The organism is Halopseudomonas nanhaiensis (assembly GCF_020025155.1).
Lineage (GTDB): Bacteria > Pseudomonadota > Gammaproteobacteria > Pseudomonadales > Pseudomonadaceae > Halopseudomonas > Halopseudomonas nanhaiensis.
This window is the reverse complement of record NZ_CP073751.1, coordinates 498,048-519,026: the sequence shown is the minus strand read 5'-3', so window position 1 is coordinate 519,026 and position 20,979 is coordinate 498,048. Positions and strand designations below refer to the sequence as shown.

The 20,979-nt window shown below is 61.9% G+C and carries 22 protein-coding genes and 1 other RNA gene; 14 read left to right on the top strand and 9 right to left on the bottom strand.

Going from position 1 to position 20,979, the window contains the following annotated elements; translation table 11 throughout:
• Window positions 1-573, bottom strand: coding sequence for a UPF0149 family protein (locus KEM63_RS02355; protein WP_223654615.1), 573 nt, complete (start codon window positions 571-573; stop codon window positions 1-3).
• A gap of 226 nt (window positions 574-799) precedes the next feature.
• Between KEM63_RS02355 and KEM63_RS02350 the strand changes: the two genes are divergently transcribed.
• From KEM63_RS02350 to KEM63_RS02325, 6 genes are all read left to right on the top strand, one after another.
• Complete coding sequence (locus KEM63_RS02350) at window positions 800-1,009, top strand: TIGR02449 family protein (RefSeq protein ID WP_223655791.1); 210 nt, start codon at window positions 800-802, stop codon at window positions 1,007-1,009.
• The gene (locus tag KEM63_RS02345) at window positions 1,006-1,308 is read left to right on the top strand and encodes a cell division protein ZapA (protein WP_223654614.1); all 303 of its coding nucleotides are present in this window, start codon (window positions 1,006-1,008) and stop codon (window positions 1,306-1,308) included. Before KEM63_RS02350 ends, KEM63_RS02345 begins: the two co-directional genes overlap by 4 nt.
• Window positions 1,309-1,350: 42 nt before the next feature.
• Window positions 1,351-1,529: non-coding RNA, 6S RNA (ssrS, locus tag KEM63_RS02340), on the top strand.
• A 4-nt stretch (window positions 1,530-1,533) separates the two neighbouring features.
• Entirely contained in the window at window positions 1,534-2,169 is a 636-nt protein-coding gene (locus KEM63_RS02335; protein ID WP_223654613.1) for a 5-formyltetrahydrofolate cyclo-ligase, read from the top strand.
• A gap of 197 nt (window positions 2,170-2,366) precedes the next feature.
• On the top strand, window positions 2,367-2,825 hold the full coding sequence (locus tag KEM63_RS02330) for an EVE domain-containing protein (RefSeq protein WP_223654612.1): 459 nt from the start codon (window positions 2,367-2,369) through the stop codon (window positions 2,823-2,825).
• A gap of 48 nt (window positions 2,826-2,873) precedes the next feature.
• A complete protein-coding gene (locus KEM63_RS02325; RefSeq protein WP_223654611.1) occupies window positions 2,874-4,712 on the top strand; it encodes a diguanylate cyclase in 1,839 nt (612 codons plus the stop codon).
• Here the strand turns inward: KEM63_RS02325 and ilvA are convergent, their stop codons facing one another.
• On the bottom strand, window positions 4,713-6,299 hold the full coding sequence (ilvA, locus tag KEM63_RS02320) for a threonine ammonia-lyase, biosynthetic (RefSeq protein ID WP_423747847.1): 1,587 nt from the start codon (window positions 6,297-6,299) through the stop codon (window positions 4,713-4,715).
• A 54-nt stretch (window positions 6,300-6,353) separates the two neighbouring features.
• Here ilvA and rpiA point away from each other — a divergent pair, with 54 nt between their 5' ends.
• On the top strand, window positions 6,354-7,028 hold the full coding sequence (gene rpiA / locus KEM63_RS02315) for a ribose-5-phosphate isomerase RpiA (RefSeq protein WP_223654609.1): 675 nt from the start codon (window positions 6,354-6,356) through the stop codon (window positions 7,026-7,028).
• A gap of 12 nt (window positions 7,029-7,040) precedes the next feature.
• Here the strand turns inward: rpiA and KEM63_RS02310 are convergent, their stop codons facing one another.
• The 3 genes from KEM63_RS02310 to KEM63_RS02300 form a co-directional block, all read right to left on the bottom strand.
• The gene (locus tag KEM63_RS02310; RefSeq protein WP_223654608.1) at window positions 7,041-7,925 is read right to left on the bottom strand and encodes an SdiA-regulated domain-containing protein; all 885 of its coding nucleotides are present in this window, start codon (window positions 7,923-7,925) and stop codon (window positions 7,041-7,043) included.
• A 61-nt stretch (window positions 7,926-7,986) separates the two neighbouring features.
• Window positions 7,987-8,652: a fumarylacetoacetate hydrolase family protein gene (locus tag KEM63_RS02305; RefSeq protein WP_223654607.1), complete on the bottom strand. Its 666-nt coding sequence runs from the start codon at window positions 8,650-8,652 to the stop codon at window positions 7,987-7,989.
• A gap of 132 nt (window positions 8,653-8,784) precedes the next feature.
• On the bottom strand, window positions 8,785-10,176 hold the full coding sequence (locus tag KEM63_RS02300; RefSeq protein ID WP_223654606.1) for an FAD-binding oxidoreductase: 1,392 nt from the start codon (window positions 10,174-10,176) through the stop codon (window positions 8,785-8,787).
• A gap of 174 nt (window positions 10,177-10,350) precedes the next feature.
• On the opposite strand from KEM63_RS02300, the gene serA reads away from it, so the two are divergent.
• Complete coding sequence (gene serA / locus KEM63_RS02295; protein ID WP_223654605.1) at window positions 10,351-11,580, top strand: phosphoglycerate dehydrogenase; 1,230 nt, start codon at window positions 10,351-10,353, stop codon at window positions 11,578-11,580.
• 54 nt (window positions 11,581-11,634) lie between these two features.
• On the opposite strand, the gene KEM63_RS02290 is transcribed toward serA, so the two are convergent.
• Both KEM63_RS02290 and KEM63_RS02285 read right to left on the bottom strand, forming a co-directional pair.
• The gene (locus tag KEM63_RS02290) at window positions 11,635-12,123 is read right to left on the bottom strand and encodes a 2-thiouracil desulfurase family protein (RefSeq protein WP_223654604.1); all 489 of its coding nucleotides are present in this window, start codon (window positions 12,121-12,123) and stop codon (window positions 11,635-11,637) included.
• 10 nt (window positions 12,124-12,133) lie between these two features.
• Entirely contained in the window at window positions 12,134-12,766 is a 633-nt protein-coding gene (locus KEM63_RS02285; RefSeq protein ID WP_223654603.1) for a 2OG-Fe(II) oxygenase, read from the bottom strand.
• A gap of 160 nt (window positions 12,767-12,926) precedes the next feature.
• On the opposite strand from KEM63_RS02285, the gene KEM63_RS02280 reads away from it, so the two are divergent.
• A complete protein-coding gene (locus tag KEM63_RS02280; RefSeq protein ID WP_223654602.1) occupies window positions 12,927-13,670 on the top strand; it encodes a DUF2059 domain-containing protein in 744 nt (247 codons plus the stop codon).
• On the opposite strand, the gene bipL is transcribed toward KEM63_RS02280, so the two are convergent.
• Complete coding sequence (bipL, locus tag KEM63_RS02275; RefSeq protein WP_223654601.1) at window positions 13,660-14,604, bottom strand: phospholipase BipL; 945 nt, start codon at window positions 14,602-14,604, stop codon at window positions 13,660-13,662. The two genes, KEM63_RS02280 and bipL, sit on opposite strands and share 11 nt — an antisense overlap.
• 176 nt (window positions 14,605-14,780) lie before the next feature.
• Between bipL and KEM63_RS02270 the strand changes: the two genes are divergently transcribed.
• The 4 genes from KEM63_RS02270 (at window position 14,781) to KEM63_RS02255 (ending at window position 18,199) form a co-directional block, all read left to right on the top strand.
• Entirely contained in the window at window positions 14,781-16,958 is a 2,178-nt protein-coding gene (locus tag KEM63_RS02270; protein WP_223654600.1) for a malate synthase G, read from the top strand.
• A 111-nt stretch (window positions 16,959-17,069) separates the two neighbouring features.
• On the top strand, window positions 17,070-17,342 hold the full coding sequence (locus KEM63_RS02265) for a hypothetical protein (protein WP_223654599.1): 273 nt from the start codon (window positions 17,070-17,072) through the stop codon (window positions 17,340-17,342).
• A 37-nt stretch (window positions 17,343-17,379) separates the two neighbouring features.
• Entirely contained in the window at window positions 17,380-17,586 is a 207-nt protein-coding gene (locus tag KEM63_RS02260) for a DUF3565 domain-containing protein (protein ID WP_223654598.1), read from the top strand.
• A 106-nt stretch (window positions 17,587-17,692) separates the two neighbouring features.
• Window positions 17,693-18,199: a DUF421 domain-containing protein gene (locus KEM63_RS02255; protein ID WP_223654597.1), complete on the top strand. Its 507-nt coding sequence runs from the start codon at window positions 17,693-17,695 to the stop codon at window positions 18,197-18,199.
• A 15-nt stretch (window positions 18,200-18,214) separates the two neighbouring features.
• Here the strand turns inward: KEM63_RS02255 and KEM63_RS02250 are convergent, their stop codons facing one another.
• On the bottom strand, window positions 18,215-18,868 hold the full coding sequence (locus KEM63_RS02250) for a DsbA family oxidoreductase (RefSeq protein ID WP_223654596.1): 654 nt from the start codon (window positions 18,866-18,868) through the stop codon (window positions 18,215-18,217).
• Window positions 18,869-19,048: 180 nt separating this feature from the next.
• Between KEM63_RS02250 and KEM63_RS02245 the strand changes: the two genes are divergently transcribed.
• Window positions 19,049-20,878, top strand: coding sequence for a cation:proton antiporter (locus tag KEM63_RS02245; RefSeq protein WP_223655790.1), 1,830 nt, complete (start codon window positions 19,049-19,051; stop codon window positions 20,876-20,878).
• The last annotated feature ends 101 nt before the right edge of the window (window positions 20,879-20,979 follow it).

Below are 20,979 nucleotides of genomic sequence, written 5' to 3'. Positions count from 1 at the left end.
TCAATGCAGTGACGCGGGGGGTTGGTCCTGATCGGCATCGGTGGGCTGGCACTCGGTGAACACCATCAACGTCGCCATGCGCACATACTCCATCACTTCCATGAAATCGACTTCATTGGCCTCCGACTCATCCAGGTCGGTCTGCACCTGCGCGATCGCGGCGAAGTCGTGCAGGACACCATCGGCCTCCTCGCTCAATTCTCCCCGGCGTTCGACCAGTCCGAAACCGCCCAGAAAGCCTTCACACCACTGACCCAGCGCGTGGGTGCGGTGGTCGATGGTAGCGCTGTCATCAGGCAACAGCAGATTGATCTCAAAGCCACTCCCGCTGAGCTGGGCAAGACTCGCATCGTAGAGCTGGATCAGCATTACCTTGCCGGCCTCGGGCAGCGTGCTGCGACCGTCCAGCAGGTCGGTGGCCAGATTCAACCAGGTCGTATGGTCCAGCCGACTGCCGCCGGCAAGCCGTCCGACCAGATGGCCATGCACTTCGGGTGGCGTACTGGCGGCACCCACGTCACTGAACAGCTCGGCGTAACGGTCATAATCGAATGCGGCTGGCATCAATGCCATGTGCGGGGCCTCACAGACTGTTCAAAAAAAGGTGAAGCGGGCCATCGAATAGCGCTATCGACCGCACCGCGTAGCGGGTAATCTACTGTGCAAGAGGGTTGAGGGTCCAGTCGGGCGCATCGCGTTTGCCCGGCTCGGGGAGGATGGAACGGCCCCGGCAGCCGTTTGACCGGCCTGCGGGGCACCTCTATAGTTTGCCAACACCGGGAAGACAACAATGGCTCCAATGGACGAACCCGACATCAACATCCTGAGCGAAAAGATCTCCCAGCTGATCAATCTGTGCGAACAGCTGCAGCAGCAGAATCAGCAGCTCATTTCGCAGGAGCGCCACTGGCGCGAAGAACGCATGCAACTGATCGAAAAGAACGATCTGGCACGTCAGAAGGTCGAAGCCATGATTTTGCGCCTCAAAGCCCTGGAGCACGATGCATGAGCCAACCCCTGACCGTCATTCTGCATATTCTCGACAAGGAATATCGCATCAGCTGTCCGCCCGAGGAGCGCAACAACCTCGAGCAGGCCGCCCGCCATCTCGACGACAAGATGCGCGAAATCCGCAACAGCGGCAAGGTGATCGGCGTCGATCGAATCGCCGTCATGGCCGCGTTGAACATCACCCATGAAATGCTCACCGGCACCCATCGCCAGGATGTCGCCATCACCGATCAGCAAAAGCAGATCAGTGAGCTCGTTTCGCGTCTGGACCAAGCCCTGGCCCGCCACCAAAACTGATCAACGGCATGAACGCCCGGTGATTTTTCTGTATAGTGATTTTCGTCCCTGGGATGTTTGCCAGTCGGTGATGTCCCTGAGCCGATACTCCTGTATAAGGAGGCCACGCGTAGCTGCCCGTGTGCATGTCCGCATGACGGAAAGCCTTAGGCGGCGCCGTGTCCCCCACCTTGAACTTTCGGGTTCAAGGGCTAACCCGACAGCGGCATTTCGGGGACTTCCTACATGAACGACGACCGAAGGATCCTGCGTCGTCGCCTCCGCTCCGCAAGACGCGCCCTGACCCCGGCTCAGCAACGCAAGGCCAGTCAGGAACTATTGCGTCGCCTGATTCAGCATCAGCTGTTCAGGCGCAGCCGGCATATCGCGCTCTATATTGCCAATGACGGTGAAATCGATCCTGCGCCGCTGATGACCGCCGCCGCCAGGATGGGCAAGCACTGCTATCTGCCGATCGTTGATGGCTGGCCAGCCGATCGCATGCACTTCCAGCGTATAACACCGCACCAGCGGTGGACGCGCAATCGCTTCGGGATCAAAGAGCCCCTTGCCGACCGGCAGCGGCAGGCACCGGCGTGGCGCCTCGATCTGATCCTCCTACCCCTGGTGGGCTTCGATTCAGCAGGCAATCGCCTGGGAATGGGCGGGGGATTCTACGACCGCACGCTCGCGTACCGTCGCCGTCGCAAACACTGGAAAGCACCTGTGCTGCTGGGGCTGGCTCATCACTGCCAGAAAGTGGAAAGCCTCCCCTCGGCGAGCTGGGATATCCCGCTGGACGGCATCGCCTCCGATCGTGAAACGATCTGGATTCAGCGCTGCCTCAGCTCGACGACATCGGACGGATCGCGCTCGAAATAGCTCTGTGTGTACCCCGTGGTGACTACACCGAGTCCGAAGACCAGAACCAGTACCCATATCAAATCCGGCTTGCGTCGCATTGCGTTGCCTCCTGTTCCGGGCAATCTTCTTGTAGCGGGTGGCAGACCCCGCAGGTTGGTAGAAAGACTTCGTTTAGACTACCGTTTTACGTCTGTCAAACAAGCCGGAAGAATGTGATGCAGTACTGGTTAATGAAATCGGAGCCTGAGGTCTTCTCGATCGAGGACCTCGCGCGCCTCGGTACGGCGCCCTGGGACGGGGTACGCAACTACCAGGCGCGAAACCTCCTGCAGGAGATGAAACCGGGCGACCTGTTTCTGTTCTATCACTCCAGCTGCACGCCACCCGGCATCGCAGGCATCGGACGTATCGCCAGCAGCGCCTATCCCGATCGAACCGCTCTGGATAACGCATCGCCCTATCACGACCCGAAGGCCAGCGAAGCCAGGTTGCCCTGGAAGGCGGTAGACGTGACCTATCAGGAACGTTTCCCGCGCCTGCTCGGTCTGTCCTCCCTGCGCAACCTGCCTGGGCTTGAGGACCTGGCGCTGCTCAGGCGCGGCAACCGATTATCGGTGATGCCGGTCTCACCGAAGGAATGGGAAGTGATGGTGCTCGCCGCGCGAGAGGAGTAATCTTGCGAGCGCAACAAGGCACAGTGCCAGCACCATTCAGGGACGAACATGCTCGCCACCTACGCAGCCCGCTATCCTGCAGCGGCCCGCACCATCATCGGCGGGCTGTTTGTCGTGCTGCTCGCAGGAATCCTCGGCGGCTGGAAGGCGCTGCATTACGCCGAACAGCAGCAGGGCCATGCCCGCCTGCAGCTTGAGGCCGACTCGCTGGCCCGGCTGATCGAGGCGCGCTTTGCTCACCAGACGCAAACCCTGCATCGCCTGGCCGGACGCTGGCCCTATCAGCATGCTCAGCCGGCGCTCTGGCGTAACGATGCGCAAGCGCTGCTCAACGACTTCAAGAACTTCCAGGCCATCGAATGGCTGGACGCGGGCTACCGCATTCGCTGGATCGAACCCTTGGCGGGCAACGAGTCGGCGGTCGACTTCACGTACTCCCCCGCACATCCGAACTTTCCGATACTCGACGCGGCTCGCCGCTCCGGCGCGCCCATGCTGAGCAACAGCTTCGAGTTGCTGCAGGGTGGCGCCGGGCTGGCCTATTACGTTCCGCTGTATCGCGGCGACGGAGAAAGCGCACGGTTCGACGGCTTTCTGCTGGGGATATTCCGCGTTGAAGTACTTGTACGAGACCTGCTCGATCAACTGCCGGGACACCAGCTAAGCCTCGATTTCCATGATCGCGACAAGCTGATCTTCAGCAGTCACAGTGCGGACAGGGAGGATCGGGGCTGGACAGTCGAAGCGCCGTTGCGGCTGGCGGACAACCTGAGCTTCTCGCTGGTCGCGCATCCCACTGCCAGCCTCATGGCAAGCACCACGACATCCCTGCCGCTGATGACCGCGATCATAGGCCTGCTCGCGGCACTCTCGCTGTGTTACGCGCTGTGGCTGGCGCTGATCAATGTCCAGCGGCTGGAGGCTCTCGGCGCCAGCAACCGGGCGTTGCAGGTGGAGTTCATTCGTCGGCAGGCGATCGAAGAGAGCCTGCAGCAGAACCAGTCGCGGCTGAAACTCATCCTCGACATGACCGACCACAGCCAGGATGCCTTGTTCATCATCGGCCTCGAGCCACAGCAGCTGGTCTACATGAACCGCACCTGCTGGGCCGCGCTCGGGTATACCGAGGAGGAGCTGCGCAGCCTCTTCAGCGTGGCGCCGGGTGACGTGATACCCGACGTTCTAGGCTGGACCAGCGCCCTGCATGATCTGGCGCAGCGCAAGGGCAGCGCCATCTTCCAGCAGCAGGTGCGACGCCGGAGCGGCGAGCTCCTGCCGCTGGAGGTCAGCGTCAAGCACATGGAACGTCATGGCCGCGACTACTTGATCTGCATGGGCCGCAACAACAGCGAACAACTCAGGGCAGCAGCGAGGCTTCAGCGTCTGTCGCATCAGGACGGACTCACCGGACTGTACAACCGCCGCTTTTTCGACCATACCCTGGCAGCCGAATGGCGCAAGCTGCGGCGCAGCGAGCAGCCGATCGGCCTGCTGATGCTCGATGCCGACTATTTCAAACGGTACAACGACACGCTCGGCCATCAGGCCGGGGACGACGCATTGAAGAAAGTCGCCACGGCGCTGAGCGCGCACCTGCTGCGCGAGGGCGACTGTGCCTGCCGCTACGGCGGAGAGGAATTCGCGGTGATCCTGCCTGGCGCCGATGCTGCGCAGTGCGTGAAGGTCAGCCAGCGCCTGCACGATGCAGTAGCCAAGCTCGATCTGGCCCACCCCGCAGCGCCCAGCGGCAGGCTGACCATCAGCATCGGTGCAGCCAGTCTTGTTCCGCGGGCAGAATGGAGTCCCTCCGATCTGATCCGGCTTGCCGACGCCGCGCTTTACCGGGCCAAGTCCGAAGGTCGCAACCGGACCAGCACGGCTGCCTGATCAGGCCCCGCCGAGATACAACAGGTATGCCGGGTTGTCGCTTTCGTCCCAGTACTGATAGCCGATGTCATCAAGGGCATCGGCGACCTGGCCGCGCTCGTCGGCCGGCACCTGCAGTCCGACCACCACACGCCCATAGGCCGCGCCGTGATTGCGGTAGTGAAACATCGAGATATTCCAACGCCCGCCCAGCTTGTTGAGGAAATTGAACAGCGCCCCCGGGCGTTCCGGGAACTCGAAGCGGTAGACCACTTCATCGGTAACCTGCGCCGCGTGACCGCCGACCATGTGCCGTATATGCAACTTGGCCAGTTCGTTGTCGGTGAGGTCCATCACCGGGAAGCCGTCGTTCTTCAGCCTGGCCACCAGCGCATCGCGCGGATCAAGCTCGGGATGGGTCTGTACGCCAACGAAGATATGCGCCTGCCTGGCGTCATGGTAGCGGTAGTTGAATTCGGTGATGGCGCGCTTGCCGATGGCCTGGCAGAACGCCTTGAAGCTTCCGGGCCGTTCGGGGATGGTCACGGCCAGCAGGGCTTCGCGCCGCTCGCCGATTTCGGCGCGCTCTGCCACGTGGCGCAGGCGATCGAAGTTGACGTTGGCGCCCGAATCGATGGCGATGAAGACCTTGCCCTCGCAGTCTTCGCGCTCGACATACTTCTTGATGCCGGCCACGCCCAGACAGCCTGCCGGCTCGCAGATCGAGCGGGTATCGTCGTAGATATCCTTGATTGCCGCACACATTTCATCGGTGGAAACGGTGATGACCTCGTCCACATAGTGCCGACACACTTCGAAGGTGTGTTCGCCTATCTGGGCGACGGCAACGCCGTCAGCGAACAATCCGACCTGACTGAGCACCACACGCTCGCCGGCGTCCATGGCCGCCTTGAGACACGCCGATTCGGTAGGCTCGACGCCGATGATCCTGATGTCCGGGCGCAAGTACTTCACGTACGCGGCGATGCCGGCCACCAGACCGCCTCCACCAACCGGAACGAAGATCGCATCCAGCTGCCCCTGATGCTGCCGCAGGATCTCCATCGCCACGGTTCCCTGGCCGGCGATGGTGTCCGGATCGTCATAGGGGTGGATGTAGGTGAAGCCCTTTTCCTTGATCAGCTTCTGCGAATACGCCAGCGCCTCGTCGAACGCATCCCCGTGGAGCACAACCTTGGCGCCACGCGCGCGGACCGCCCGAACCTTGATTTCCGGCGTCGTCCTGGGCATCACGATGGTCGCCTTGACGCCCATGTGTCGGGCGGCATAGGCCAGGCCCTGTGCATGATTGCCGGCAGAAGCGGTGACCACGCCACAGGCGCGCTGTTCATCACTGAGCAGTGCAAGCTTGTTGTAGGCGCCACGGATCTTGAAGGAGAACACCGGCTGAAGATCCTCGCGCTTGAGCAGCACGGTATTACCCAGTCGTTCCGACAGGAACGGAGCGGCGTGTATGGGCGTTTCGACGGCAACGTCGTACACGCGCGAACAGAGGATCTTCTTGACGTAGGATTCCAGCATGACCTTGCGCTTATCGGAGAGGAGGCGCCAGTCTAGCGAATCGACCGATGCGCGACTACACGCCAGCTATGCTGGGTCCGTATAATCCGCGACTTCATTGCAACCTACGGGGGATCAGGCATGACCCAGGACGAACTCAAGCAGGCGGTCGGTCAGGCCGCAGTCGACATGGTGCTGCCACACCTCGAAGACCGCAGCATCATCGGCGTGGGCACCGGCTCGACAGCAAACTGCTTCATCGATGCACTGGCGGCCCACAAGGGCTTCTTCGACGGCGCGGTGGCCAGCTCCGAAGCCACCGCCGCGCGGCTCAAGCAGCACGGCATTCCGGTATACGACCTCAACAGCGTGGCCATGCTGGACTACTACATCGACGGCGCCGATGAGGCCAACAAGCACCTTGAACTGATCAAGGGCGGTGGCGCCGCATTGACGCGTGAGAAAATCGTCGCTGCGGTGGCGAAGACGTTCATCTGCATCGCCGACGAGAGCAAGCTGGTGCATACCCTGGGTAGCTTCCCGCTCCCGGTCGAAGTGATCCCGATGGCTCGCAGCCACGTCGCCCGGGAGATCGTCAAGCTGGGCGGCGATCCGGTCTACCGCGAAGGCGTAACGACCGACAATGGCAATATCATCCTCGACGTGCACAACCTGCAGATTGTCGATCCACGGGGCGTGGAAGAGAAGCTGAATGCCATCGTCGGCGTGGTCTGCAACGGACTGTTCGCAGCGCGGCCGGCGGACGTCCTGTTGCTGGGCACGTCCGAAGGGGTGAAAACGCTCAAGCGCGACTGAAGCGCCAACGTCTCAGCGGGGCGAGAACCGGTAGAACAGATTCGGCTCGCTGACGATGTAAACCCTGCCCTGCCTGTCGACGGCGACGCCCTCGGCCTGAGGCACGGTGTTGGCGAGCCCGCTCATGTCCCGCCAGAGGCCCATCAGACTCACGGGCTGATTCTCCGCGTCATACTCGACCAGCATGTGCGACTCGTCACTGAGTAGCAGGAGATGACCGCTCTCGTCATGCTGGGTCAGTGACGAGAGATCGGTCATGAACAGGCTGGACATCTCCGAACGCACTTCGCTGACGCTGATGCTGCCGGTCTCGGTGGTGCCCTCGACGAACCCCTGTATCGCCAGCAGGCGCATCGGGTCGCGCTCCTTGACGACCAGCAGGCGCTTCCCATAGGCGTCCCAGGACACCCCTTCGAAGCCCTTGTTGCCATCGGCGTCCAGCGCCACCTGCAGGCTGGGCACGTCCGACACGTCTATCGCTTCGACGCCATCGGGGATCTCCACCAGCAGCAGCCGCTGCGAGCGCTCCTCGGCAATCACGTAACGATCGCCGGCGACATGCGTAATGCCCTCCATGTCCTCGGCGCCAGCTATTGGAATCTGCCGCAGCACCCGACCGTCGAGATCGATCTCCACAACCAGCGGCGTCCCGTTGATGACCGCGAACAGGGTGTTCCGGTCGCTGTTATAGGTCAGCGCCGACAGATCATCGTCGAGCCCTTCGACCTGCTTGCGTTCGATATCGACCCGGTAGCGGCCGAGGTTGAGTGCACCGTCGGGCATCGCCCGGTTGTTGAGTCGCCAGCTCTGGTAAAACAGGGTGTCAAGATTCAGGTAACGCATCACCGCAGCAATGCCCAGAACACTCAGCAGAACGACCAGGACAGCTCGCTTCACAGACATCTCCGGTGCGTAGAACGCGGCGCACCGCGCCGCTGAGGAAGCGCCCGCCTTCCGCTCAGACGACGTGAGTCACCTGAGACAGCAGGCCAGGTATGGACACGCTGAGCGCGTCTCCCGAATTCAAGGGTCCGACGCCCTTTGGCGTGCCTGTGATGACAACATCCCCGGGCAGCAGCGAAAAGACCGGAGCGATGTGCCGTAACAGGGTGACGATGGGGGTCAGCATATCCGCGCTGGAGCCATCCTGACGCAGCTCGCCGTTGACCCTGAGCTGCACCGGGAGTGCCGTGAGATCGCCGGCCTGTTCGCGACGCACGAACATCGACAGCGGACACGCACCATCGAAAGCCTTGGCTCGCTCCCACGGATGAGCCTTGGATTTCAGATCGTCCTGCAATTCACGTAGCGTCAGATCCAGCGCCATCCCGACACCCAGGATCGCCGCCTGCGCCTCGGTGTCGGAGACGCTGCCGGACAGGGTCTCGCCGATCAGCACGGCAATTTCGGTCTCGTAGTGCACTGCCCCGCGGCCGGCAGGCAAAACCAGCGGCTCGGCCATATCAACCACGGCGGTAGCCGGCTTGATGAACAGCAGCGGCTCGGTCGGTACCGGGTTGTTGAGCTCCCTGGCGTGCTCGGCATAGTTACGCCCGACGCACACCACCTTGCCCATCGGCAGGTTGACAAGGGAACCGTCGGCAAAGCGATGTTGGTAGATCATCAAAGCCTCTCAGCATTTTCGAGGGTGTTGGCCAGCCGGCGAGGCGGTGTTGCCACACAGCCGTGGCGGACACGCTGTGGACACATCCCTGCACGCTCGACTGGGCACGAGCAGCTCGCCGATGGATAGTGTCTAGCGGAATATCTTGCCCGGATTCATGATGCCGTTCGGGTCGAACACCGCCTTGATCGACTTCATGACCGCGATTTCCGCTTCGCTGCGGCTGTAGGTCAGATAATCGCGCTTGGTCATGCCCACGCCGTGCTCGGCGGAGATCGAGCCGTTGTACTTCTGCACGATTTCGAACACCCACTTGTTGACCGTGGCGCACTTGGCGAAGAACTCTTCCTTGGCCATGGTTTCAGGCTTGAGGATGTTCAGGTGCAGGTTGCCGTCGCCGATGTGGCCGAACCAGACGATCTCGAAATCCGGGTAGTGTTCGCCAACGATGCTATCGATGTCCCGCAGGAAGGCCGGGACCTTCGAGACGGTGACCGAAATGTCGTTCTTGTACGGCGTCCAGTGCGAGATGGTCTCGGAGATGAATTCGCGCAGCTTCCAGAGGTTCTGCAGCTGCTGGTCGCTCTGACTCATCACGCCGTCCAGCACCCAGCCCTGCTCGACGCAATGCTCGAAGATTTCCAGCGCCTGATTGGCAATGTCGTCGTTCAGTGCTTCGAACTCGAGCAGCGCATAGAACGGGCAGTCGGTGTCGAAGGGCGCCGGCACGTCGCCGCGCGCCATGATCTTGGCCATCGCCTTGTCCGAGAAGAACTCGAAGGCGGTCAGATCGAGCTTGCCCTGGAACGCGTGCAATACGGGCATGATCGAATCGAAGTCCGGCGTGCCGAGGACCATGGCGGTAAGATTCTTCGGTGCACGTTCCAGGCGCATGATCGCTTCGACGATGAAGCCCAGTGTGCCTTCGGCGCCAATGAACAGCTGGCGCAGGTCGTAGCCGGTGGCGTTCTTGATCAAATCCTTGTTCAGCTCGAGCAACTCGCCGGTGCCGGTGACCACCTTGAGACCGGCAACCCAGTTGCGCGTCATGCCGTAGCGAATCACCTTGATGCCACCGGCGTTGGTGCCGATATTGCCACCGATCTGGCTGGAGCCGGCGGAGGCGAAATCGACCGGGTAATACAGTCCCTGCTCCTCGGCGAACTGCTGCAGCTGCGCAGTAACCACGCCCGGCTGACAGACGACGCAGCGATCGAACTCGTTGAAATCGAGAATCCGGTTCATGTAATCGAATGAGACGACGATTTCGCCGTTGGCCGCGACGGCGGCGGCCGACAAACCGGTGCGGCCGCCCGAGGGCACCAGCGCCAGCTTGTGCTCATTGGCGAAGCGCACCAGCGCCTGCACCTGCTCCGTGCTTTTCGGAAACACGATGGCCAGCGGCGCCGGCTCGTAATGCTTGGTCCAGTCCTTGCCCCAGGTGTTCAGCGACTCGGCATCGGTACGCACCTTGTCGGCGTCGACCAGCGTCTTGAGGGTATCGATCACGGCTTCTGGGGTCATGGCTGCTCTCAAACGGGATTCATGCTGAGCCTGAAGGTTTTTCATGGGCCTTCGGGCATCAAAAAAGGGAGATTATGCTAGCATACGCGCCTTCCGGAACAGGACACTTCTGTCGCTTCGAGCGGTCGCAAATGTTCTTCGGCTTTCTTCAATCAGCTTGCGGGTAACTGACACATGGCCAAAACCTCGCTGGACAAAAGCAAGATCAAGTTTCTGCTCCTCGAGGGCGTACACCAGACTGCCGTCGACACGCTCAAGGCAGCCGGTTACACCAACATCGAATACCACACCAGTTCGTTGCCCGACGAGCAGCTGAAAGAGTCGATCGCCGACGCGCATTTCGTCGGCATCCGTTCGCGTACCCAGCTCACCGAGGACGTCTTCAGCCATGCGAACAAGCTGATCGCGGTCGGCTGTTTCTGCATCGGCACCAATCAGGTCGATCTGGAAGCGGCCATGGTGCGCGGCATTGCCGTATTCAATGCCCCCTACTCCAATACCCGTTCTGTGGCCGAGCTGGTACTGGCCGAAGCCATCCTGCTGTTGCGCGGTATTCCGGAGAAGAACGCCTCCTGCCACCGGGGCGGCTGGATCAAGAGCGCCGAAGGCTCGTTCGAGATCCGCGGCAAGAAACTCGGCATCGTCGGCTACGGTTCGATCGGCACACAGCTGTCAGTGCTGGCCGAAGGGCTGGGCATGCAGGTGCTGTTCTACGACGTAGTGACCAAGTTGCCGCTCGGCAATGCCCAGCAGGTCGGCTCGCTGCCCGAGCTGCTGGCCCAGGCCGACATCGTCACCCTGCACGTGCCCGAGACCGCCGCCACCAAGTGGATGATGGGTGAGAAGGAAATCCGCGCCATGAAGCAGGGCGGCATTCTGATCAACGCTGCGCGCGGCACCGTGGTGGATATCGACGCGCTCGCCGCTGCCCTGCGCGACAAGCATCTCAATGGCGCAGCGATCGACGTGTTCCCGGTCGAGCCACGCTCGAACAAGGACGAGTTCGTCAGCCCGCTGCGCGAGTTCGACAACTGCATCCTGACCCCGCACATTGGTGGTTCGACCATGGAAGCCCAGGCCAACATCGGTCTGGAAGTGGCTGAAAAACTGGTTCGCTACAGCGACAACGGCACCTCGATCACATCGGTCAACTTCCCTGAAGTTGCATTGCCATCGCACCCCGGCAAGCATCGTCTGCTGCACATTCACCAGAACGTGCCGGGCGTGATGAGCGAAATCAACACCGTGTTCGCCGAGAACGGCATCAACATCTGCGGCCAGTTCCTGCAAACCAACGAGAAGGTCGGTTACGTGGTTATCGATGTCGATGCCGAGTATTCGGATCTGGCGCTGGAGAAGCTGCTGCAGGTCAAGGGCACCATTCGCAGTCGCGTGCTGTTCTAAACGCGGTTGAATGCAAAAAAGGGCGCTTCGGCGCCTTTTTTCATGTCGCCACGTTCAACGCCGCTGTGCTGACAACAGCTGATTCAATTGCGCCAGTTCGGTTTCGTTGAACACCTGAACGCCGGCCAGACGCAGCGCTGCAGCGGTCACCCCCTCTCCTGCGATGCGTACACCGGAAAAACTGCCATCGTAGGTCTCCCGATTGCCGCAGGATGGACTGCGCGCCTTGAGCACTGCGAAGCGGATGCCGTGCTCGTGCACCAGTCGCAGAGCCTGTTCGGCGCCAGCAACGAAGGCCGCTGTCACGTCCACGCCCTCGATGGTGACGACCGGCAGTTTGCCTGCCAGCACCTCGCCGCCCTGACCGGTGGGGATTTCAGCGGGAGGCCGGGGCGTCGGCAGCCCGCCGGCCACCTCCGGACAAACCGAGACGACACGACCTTCGCGACGCCACTGCTGCAACAGATCGAAGGGGCCATGCGCGCCGCCGTCGTAGCGGACCGGCATGCCCAGCAGGCACTGACTGACCAGAATCCGTTCCATCTGGCGGTCCTCAGCGAAACAGCGGGTTATCGGGACGGCGGCGGAACCAGCCGACCAGACTGGCGCGCTCCCTGTTGGCCGCCAGCACCTCGTGGACGATGCGCGCACTGAGGAACACCACCAGCGTGCCGGCCCGAGGCGGCACGTCTATCGTCGACTGGTTCAGGTGCAACCTCAGCTCGCCGCCGTCACCCGGCTGCCAGTTCTCGTTCAGGTAGGCCACCACCGAGACGGTGCGCAGGGGGCTATCCTGGAAGCGGTCGAGATGCTTGTTGTAACCGGCTCCGGGCGGATAGAGCGCGAAATGCGTTTCGAAATTGTCCAGCCCGAGAAACAGCGAACGGTTCAGCGACTCGCGCAGCTGGTCCATGATCTGCAGATATTCTACGGAGGCGTCGCTGGCCGGACAGTCGTCCAGCCAGCGCGTATAGTCCCCGCGGATTTCAGGCACCACGCTTTGGTCGCTGCCGCGACCGATGGCCGCGGGGGTGAGGTCGTCGTTGCGCCACAGCGTTCGGCAATGGCGGCCCAGTTCGGCAACGAGCGCCGCGGGCAACGCACCCGGCTGCACCGACCAGCCGCGTTCGGCAAGCTCGTCAGCCACAGGCGCGAAACGGTCTTCCACCACCAGGAACTCGGACATCGGGCAGTACTCGAAATGGACAATGAAACGTTCTGGCCGGTCGGCTCGGAAAAGGCTGGATCGCCAGGCGGCGACTTCTGCATTGTAGCGGTTCCGGGTAACTCGACAAGCCTGCCAAAGAGCAGGACACTGGCCCACTCCAGATAACCAAGAGGCATCCATGCGTCCTACCTTTCGCGCCCTGCTCGGCTCCATTGCACTGGGCCTTGCCGTCTGCCTGCCAGCCCAGGCCGATACTACCGAAGAGCTGTATCAGGCGACTGGCATGAACCAGCATCAGGATCACTTCCAGTTCGCCCTCAAGGCTGCCCAGCAGCGTTACGCGCAGCAACTTCCGGCAAACCTGTACGAGACCCTGGTCCAGCAGAGCAACCAGCGATTCGAACCACAGGGCATGCGCGACCGGGCCATGGCCCGTCTCGCCGTGGACCTCAAGGCAGAGGACCAGCGCAATATCGTGAAGTTCTACCGCAGCGAGCTGGGCCGCCAGGTGGTCGGCGCGGAAACCCGGGCCACATCGCCAGCCTCCATCGTCGCCATGCAGCGCGGCCTGCCCCAGCACGAGCTGAGCGACGCCCGCCGACAATTGATCGAGCAGCTCAGCGAACTGCTGCCTGCACTGGACCTGGGCGTCGAGGTCTCGCTGTCACTCGCCAGCCTGGCCGCGCAAAGCGCCAACAGCTTTTTTGGCGGACTGATGCAGATTCCCGATTCGGCGGTGGCCAATCAGCGTGAGCGTCTGCGCCAGGAAATGCGCCCGAATCTGCCTGAAACACTGGCCCATGTTTACCGGGATCTGAGCGACGAGCAATTGAAGAAGCTTATTCAATGGAGCGAATCGGAGGCAGGCCGCGAGTATTACCAGGCCGCCGAACTGGCTGTGCGCGACGCCCTCAACCCGTAACGGCAAGTCCCAGGCGCTGCGCCAGCCAGGCTAGATATTGCTGGCGCAGCGCCTTGCCTTCGTTGACCAGATGGTGGCGAGCCTGATCAAGGTAGAACACCTCGGGCACGTCGAACTTCTGCTCGAGCACCCGAATATTGTGTTGCCAATCGACGGTGCCATCCTTTTTGCCCTGCACAACCAGCGGGCGGTAGGCGACCGGACTCGCCGACTCGATGCGCGGGATCCACTTTTCCAGAGCCTGCACCCACGCAACCGGCAACACCTGCGGTTGCAACGGATCGCGCTCGCGGATGAAGTCGAGAAAATCCCGGTCGTTGGAATTGTCGGTGAAGCGCCGGCCAAGCTGCTGCACGAAGCCGCCCAGCAGTCGCAGACTCATCTGCGACATGCCCCATTGCCGGGGACGTACCAGCGGTGCCATGAGAATGGTTTCGCCCAACTGCTCGGGAAGCGGACCATGCAGGAGACGGTCGATCAGGATAGCCCCACCGGTGCTCTGACCGATCAGGTGCCACGGCGCAGGAAGTTCCCAGTCCGCGGCATGGGCCAGAACGCCGTCCAACGCAGCCTGGTATTGAGTAAAGCAGTCGATACTCGCGCGTTCGCCGCTGGACAGGCCGTGACCGGGCAGGTCGAACGCCAGCACGGCGAGATCATGCTGCAGGGCCCAGCTGATGATGTGGCCGTACAGACCCATGTGGTCGTAGTAGCCATGCAGGATGATCAGCGAACCCCTGGGCCGGGCCGGACGCCAGACTTGCACAGCGAGATGGAACCGGTCGACGCGAATGCGGCCCAAGTGCTGGCACGCATGATTACTGAAGTTGATACCGTAGTAGCCGGCGTAGCGCATGGCCGCCTCATCGAACGGGCGGCCGGGCTCGAGATCCGGTAAACGGTCAACCAGCAAATCCAGAAAAGCCTGATCCATTACAGTTCACTTAGAGTCGAGGCGAGGGGATGACCGCCATGGCGCCCAGCGCACGGCCGCACAGAATTCCATGGCTCGGGCATGATTTGCAACCGATCATCGTGTAACATGCTGCGTCTCCAAATTCCGAGTCCTGTGCGAGATCGCGCAGGTTGTCTGCAGAGTGAGGGTTTTCCATGACTGAACGCGTCCAAGTTGGCTCCTTGCAGGTTGCCAAGGTTCTTCACGACTTCATCAACCAACAGGCCATCCCCGGTACCGGCGTTGACACCGGTGCGTTCTGGTCCGGCGTTGAAGCGCTGATTACCGACCTGGCCCCGGTCAACAAGGCGCTACTGGCCAAGCGTGACGACTTCCAGGCGCAGATCGACGCGTGGCACAACAAACGCTCAGGTCAGGCTCACGATCCGGTCGCCTACAAGGCCTTCCTGCAGGAGATCGGCTACCTGCTACCGGAACCGGCCGACTTTCAGGCTACGACTGAAAACGTCGACGAGGAAATCGCCCAAATGGCGGGCCCGCAGCTGGTAGTCCCGGTCATGAATGCCCGGTTTGCCCTGAATGCGGCCAATGCTCGCTGGGGCTCGCTGTATGACGCCCTGTATGGCACCGATGCCATCTCCGAGGACGACGGCGCCACCAAGGGGCCCGGCTACAACGAGATCCGCGGCAACAAGGTAATCGCCTACGCTCGTGCCTTCCTCGATGAGGCAGCCCCGCTGGCCCAAGGTTCCCACGTCGATTCGGTTGCCTATGTCATCAAGGACGGCAAGCTGGCCGTCTCGCTCAAGGATGGCAGCCAGACCGGTCTGAAGGACGCTGCCCAGTTCATCGCATTCCAGGGCAAGGCCGACCAGCCCGCTGCCGTGCTGCTCAAGCACAATGGCCTGCATTTCGAGATCCAGATCGACCCGACCAGCAACATCGGCCAGACCGATGCCGCCGGCGTCAAGGACGTGCTGATGGAATCGGCACTGACCACCATCATGGATTGCGAAGACTCGGTTGCCGCAGTTGATGCCGATGACAAGGTCGTTGTGTACAAGAACTGGCTGGGTCTGATGAAGGGCGATCTGTCCGAGAGCGTTGCCAAGGGCGGCAGCTCGTTCACCCGCACCATGAACCCTGATCGCGAATACACCCGCCCTGACGGCTCGAGTCTGACGCTGCATGGCCGCTCCCTGCTGTTTGTGCGCAACGTCGGCCATCTGATGACCAACGACGCGATCCTTGACAAGGACGGCAACGAAGTCCCGGAAGGCATCATGGATGCTGCAGTCACCAGCCTGGTCGCGCTGCACAACCTCAACGGCAACACCAGCCGCAAGAACACCCGCACCGGTTCGGTGTACATCGTCAAACCGAAGATGCACGGCCCGGAAGAAGTCGAGTTCACCACGACGCTGTTCAGCCGCGTCGAAGACATGCTGGGCATGCAGCGCAACACGCTCAAGGTCGGCATCATGGATGAAGAGCGCCGCACCACCATCAACCTCAAGGCCTGCATCAAGGCGGCCAGCGAGCGCGTGGTGTTCATCAACACCGGCTTCCTTGATCGCACCGGCGACGAGATCCATACCTCGATGGAAGCGGGCGCCATGGTTCGCAAGGGCGAGATGAAGGCGGCCAAGTGGATCGGCGCCTACGAGAACAACAATGTCGACATCGGGCTGGCCACAGGCCTGAAGGGTCGCGCGCAGATCGGCAAGGGCATGTGGGCCATGCCCGACCTGATGGCCGGCATGCTCGAGCAGAAGATCGGCCACCCGATGGCCGGTGCGAACACTGCCTGGGTGCCCTCGCCCACCGCAGCGACCTTGCACGCTCTGCACTATCACAAGGTCAATGTGTTCGATCGCCAGGAAGAACTGGCCAAGCGCACTCCGGCTTCGGTCGACGACATCATTACCCTGCCGCTGGCCGCGACCCCCAAGTGGTCGAAGGAAGAGGTGCAACAGGAGTTGGACAACAACGCCCAGGGCATCCTCGGCTACGTTGTGCGCTGGATCGACCAGGGCGTCGGTTGCTCGAAGGTACCGGACATCAACGACGTGGGCCTCATGGAAGACCGGGCTACGCTGCGCATCTCCAGCCAGCACATCGCCAACTGGCTGCGCCATGGCATCTGCACCGAAGAGCAGGTGATGGAAACCATGAAGCGTATGGCCTCGGTCGTTGACCGTCAGAACGAGCATGACCCGGCCTACAAGCCGATGGCAGCAAACTTCGAAGACAGCGTCGCTTTCCAGGCGGCAGTCGAGCTCTGCATTGAAGGCACCAAGCAGCCGAACGGTTACACCGAGCCGGTTCTGCACCGCCGTCGTCGCGAGTTCAAGGCCAAGTACGCCTGCTGAGCGTCAGCTTAGTACTGAAAAACCCGGCCGTGTGCCGGGTTTTTTCTGCGGATGACCCACCCACGCCACCCATCGCTTGAACGCTTCGAGCCGAACCGGGTCTGAGCGTCCATGACACTGGAAACCTTCATCGATTTTCTGCAATGGCCGGCCATGGTCGCGACGCTGATCGCCGCCTGGCTCGTCGGGTCCCGTCAGGCGCGCAAGCGCAACTGGGGCTTTCTCTGCTTCATTCTGAGTAACGCACTGTGGATCATCTGGGGAGTACAGGCCCACGCCTGGGCGCTGATTACGTTGCAGGTCGGCCTGTTCCTGATGAATCTGCGTGGCACGAAGAAGAATGCTGCGGCCGAGGCCGAAGCCGATACCCCGGCACGTTCCTGATACACTCCCAGCTCACAGGTATACCGGCAGAGTCGTCATGCAGCGCAGCATTACCGGCTTTCATCGTGACGAAGAGCAGCATTGGGTTGCCGTACTCGAGTGCGGGCATTTCCAGCACGTACGCCACAACCCGCCGTGGCAGGAGCGCTACTGGGTGACTACCGAAGACGGACGCGGCTCCCGGCTCGGCCATCGCCTGGCGTGCAGGAAATGTGACGCCGGTGCGCCGCCAGACACCGTCTGAGCAAACAGCATCGCCCCGCTGAGTCACCCAAACCGGCGCAACGACCGGAGCACCTCTCTCGCCTCAGCCTGTCCAACCAGACAGGCAAACATGCGCGGAGCCGCTTATGGAAGCAATCTGGAGCACCATCACCGTCGCCCTGGGACTGGAAGCCGAAGAGCTGAACGCCTGGCAGATGTCATTGCGCGCGGTGATCGTCTACATACTGGGCGTGATTCTCGTTCGTCTGGGGGACAAGCGGTTCATCGGCAAGTTTGCCGCCTTCGATGTCATCATGGCGATCATGATCGGCTCGGTTCTCAGCCGCGCCATCACCAATCCGGAGGCGTTCTTCGCCAAACTCGCCGCTGCCGGAGCCCTGGTGGCGATGCATGCGGGTTTCGCGGCGCTGGCTTACTACACAGACTGGTTCGGATCCCTGGTCAAGGGCAACTCGCGCAAGCTGGTGATCGACGGGGAAATTCAGTGGGACGCAATGAAGCGCTCCTACATCAGCGAAAAGGACCTCAAGGGCGCGTTGCGCGAAAATGCCGGGGTGAACGATGTCAGCGAGGTCAAGGAGGCCCGCCTGGAGCGCAGCGGCAATATCGTGGCGATTCTCAAAAACGAGTAGGTCAACCGACTCCGGTCACTCGACCTCGCTCTCGCTGGCGATCTGGCGCAGCGCCTGTACCAGGTAGGACGGCTCCTGCGCCCCGGAAATCAGGTACTGCTCGTTGACGATGAACGCCGGCACAGCCGAGACGCCGGCCTCCTGATAGCGTGCTTCGTCTTCCCGAACGTCTTCCACGTAGTCTTCCGACGCCAGTACCCGTCGTGCTTCGGTACTGTCGAGGCCGATCGACTCGACGCAGCCCATCAGCACCTCGGGGTCGGAGACATTGGCCGCATGGCCGAAGTAGGCATCGAACAGGGCCATCTTCATCTGTGTCTGCCGATGGTGCTCGTCGGCCCATTTCACCAGGCGGTGGGCGTCGAACGTATTGCAGGTGAGGCGCTCCTGCATCCGCGCAAAATTCAGCCCCAGCCCCGCGGCGATGCCCATCATGTTTGCCTGGGCGGCCTGCATTTCCTCGCGGGAACGGCCGTACTTTCTGCTCAGCGCGTCGAGAATGGGTTCGCCACCGCTCGACGGGTCGGGATTGAGCTCGAAGGCATGCCAGCGGATATCAAAACTCAGCTCACCGTCCAGCTCACGCATGGCCTGCTCGAGCCGGGCATAACCTATCGCGCACCAGGGACAGGCGATATCCGAAACGATGTCGATATGTACGCTTTGCATGGAAAACCTCGTTCTGTTGGCTCGCTTCAGTAGCCTAGCCGCTATTCGGCGATTCATCACCCCGCGGCGTTGTCGCGACGCACATTCGCCCTGCTGAGGAACTCGCCACCGATTAGCCCGTCAGCTTAATACGATTTCACAAGGAGCAGCTGCTTGACCTCTGTCAGCCTGAGCATTGCAATGATCGGCCTGGTTGCCTTCGGCTGCCAGTGGCTTGCCTGGCGGGTCCGCCTGCCTGCCATCCTGTTTCTCCTCGGCGCAGGGATCCTGCTGGGTCCGTTGACATCGACCATCTCGCCCGATGCCATGTTCGGTGACCTGCTGTTTCCGCTGATCAGCCTGTCGGTCGCGATCATTCTGTTCGAGGGCAGCCTGACGCTGGACCTCAACGAGATTCGCTCTCAACGTGCCGTGGTGCAGCGCCTGATTCTGCTGGGAGGCGCAGTCACATGGGCGGTGGTGGCAATCGCTGCCCACTTCCTGTTGCAGATCGAGTGGGAGTTGAGCGTGCTGTTCGGCGCGTTGACGGTAGTGACCGGCCCGACGGTGATCGTACCGCTGCTGCGCACGGTCAGGCCGAATCGCAATATCGGCAACATTCTGCGCTGGGAAGGGATCCTGATTGACCCCATCGGCGCACTGCTGGTGGTCGTGGTGTATGAGTTCATCGTCTCGCAAAGCCAGGCGGCGGGCCTTTCCCACGGGTTCCTGGCGTTTCTCGAAATCCTCGGCGTGGGCACCGCGCTGGGGCTGCTTGGCGGTTGGTCGCTGGGCTTCGTATTGCAACGCGGCTGGGTGCCGGAGTATCTGAAAAACCTCGCCACACTGTCGGTCGTGTTTGCCGTGTTCAGCCTGTCAGATCATCTCGCCCATGAATCCGGCCTGCTGGCGGTGACGTTGATGGGCATGTGGCTGGCCAACCAGAAGCGCCTGCGCATCGAGGAGATCCTCAACTTCAAGGAAAACCTCAGCGTGGTGCTGATTTCCGGCCTGTTCATATTGCTGGCAGCCCGGCTGACGCTGGACGACATCATCGCGCTGGGCTGGGCACCGCTTGCGCTACTGGCGGTCATGCAGTTCATCGCGCGGCCGGCAGCGGTGTGGCTGTCGTCAATCGGCTCGAGCCTGAACTGGCGGGAAAAGGCGCTGCTGTCCTGGATCGCTCCGCGCGGCATCGTCGCAGCGGCGGTGTCCGCGCTGTTCGCCATCCGTCTGGAAGAGGCGGGCTACGAGACGGCGCAGATACTGGTACCGCTTACGTTCTCCGTGATCATCGGCACTGTCGTCCTGCAAAGCGCGACGTCCCGAGGGCTGGCACGGATACTTCAGGTCGCCGAGCCCGCGCCCAGCGGCTTTCTGGTGGTGGGGGCCAACCCGGTCGCGCGGGCCATCGCGAAGGCGCTGCAGGAGCAGCACTTTCGCGTGTTGCTGACCGACTCGCACTGGGAGCACATCCGCGACGCGCGGATGGACGGTCTGGAAACGTTCTTCGGGAATCCGGTCTCCAGTTACGCGGATCATCACCTGGACCTGATGGGCATCGGCAAGCTGCTGGCCCTGTCTCCGCAGGCCGGAAACAATGTCGCGGCGGGCATGCGCTTTCGCTCGGAGTTCGGCGATGACAACATTTACACACTGCTGTCGCCGGCCGATACCGAAACCGCCGAAAAGCATCAGCTTGGCTCAGGCCATCGCGGGCATGTTCTCGTCGGCCAGCACATGAGCTACAACAAGTTCGCCAGCCTGCTCGCCCAGGGCTGGGAGATCCGAGACACCAAGCTTACCGAAGCATTTGGCTTCGAGGACTTTCTCAAGGCGCACGAGCACAACGCCGTGCCGCTGTTCGCCATCTCGCCGAAGGGACGTCACCAGGCGTTTACCGAGGAAACCGAGGTGACCCCGGAGGCCGGATGGAAGCTCCTCAGCCTGACCGCCCCACGACCGGACGAGGTGGTGCCCCCCAGGCGCAAGGACATACATACCAAGCTGCCGCCCGACGCTCCCGAGTGAGGGTCCTGGCGACCTGGAGCGATCCATACCGCGTGGCACATCGGCGGCATCGAACCGATGCGCTGCGAACCGGTCGACAGCATTACGATTGTCTTTCAATG

Coding starts and splice junctions, on each gene's coding strand:
- KEM63_RS02265 (WP_223654599.1), top strand. CDS start 17,070: ATGACACTGGAAACCTTCATCGATTTTCTGCAATGGCCGGCCATGGTC.
- bipL (WP_223654601.1), bottom strand. CDS start 14,604: ATGGATCAGGCTTTTCTGGATTTGCTGGTTGACCGTTTACCGGATCTC.
- KEM63_RS02285 (WP_223654603.1), bottom strand. CDS start 12,766: ATGTCCGAGTTCCTGGTGGTGGAAGACCGTTTCGCGCCTGTGGCTGAC.
- KEM63_RS02280 (WP_223654602.1), top strand. CDS start 12,927: ATGCGTCCTACCTTTCGCGCCCTGCTCGGCTCCATTGCACTGGGCCTT.
- serA (WP_223654605.1), top strand. CDS start 10,351: ATGGCCAAAACCTCGCTGGACAAAAGCAAGATCAAGTTTCTGCTCCTC.
- KEM63_RS02355 (WP_223654615.1), bottom strand. CDS start 573: ATGGCATTGATGCCAGCCGCATTCGATTATGACCGTTACGCCGAGCTG.
- KEM63_RS02305 (WP_223654607.1), bottom strand. CDS start 8,652: ATGATCTACCAACATCGCTTTGCCGACGGTTCCCTTGTCAACCTGCCG.
- rpiA (WP_223654609.1), top strand. CDS start 6,354: ATGACCCAGGACGAACTCAAGCAGGCGGTCGGTCAGGCCGCAGTCGAC.
- KEM63_RS02255 (WP_223654597.1), top strand. CDS start 17,693: ATGGAAGCAATCTGGAGCACCATCACCGTCGCCCTGGGACTGGAAGCC.
- KEM63_RS02350 (WP_223655791.1), top strand. CDS start 800: ATGGACGAACCCGACATCAACATCCTGAGCGAAAAGATCTCCCAGCTG.
- KEM63_RS02260 (WP_223654598.1), top strand. CDS start 17,380: ATGCAGCGCAGCATTACCGGCTTTCATCGTGACGAAGAGCAGCATTGG.
- KEM63_RS02245 (WP_223655790.1), top strand. CDS start 19,049: ATGATCGGCCTGGTTGCCTTCGGCTGCCAGTGGCTTGCCTGGCGGGTC.
- KEM63_RS02325 (WP_223654611.1), top strand. CDS start 2,874: ATGCTCGCCACCTACGCAGCCCGCTATCCTGCAGCGGCCCGCACCATC.
- KEM63_RS02345 (WP_223654614.1), top strand. CDS start 1,006: ATGAGCCAACCCCTGACCGTCATTCTGCATATTCTCGACAAGGAATAT.
- KEM63_RS02300 (WP_223654606.1), bottom strand. CDS start 10,176: ATGACCCCAGAAGCCGTGATCGATACCCTCAAGACGCTGGTCGACGCC.
- KEM63_RS02330 (WP_223654612.1), top strand. CDS start 2,367: ATGCAGTACTGGTTAATGAAATCGGAGCCTGAGGTCTTCTCGATCGAG.
- KEM63_RS02335 (WP_223654613.1), top strand. CDS start 1,534: ATGAACGACGACCGAAGGATCCTGCGTCGTCGCCTCCGCTCCGCAAGA.
- KEM63_RS02270 (WP_223654600.1), top strand. CDS start 14,781: ATGACTGAACGCGTCCAAGTTGGCTCCTTGCAGGTTGCCAAGGTTCTT.
- KEM63_RS02250 (WP_223654596.1), bottom strand. CDS start 18,868: ATGCAAAGCGTACATATCGACATCGTTTCGGATATCGCCTGTCCCTGG.
- KEM63_RS02290 (WP_223654604.1), bottom strand. CDS start 12,123: ATGGAACGGATTCTGGTCAGTCAGTGCCTGCTGGGCATGCCGGTCCGC.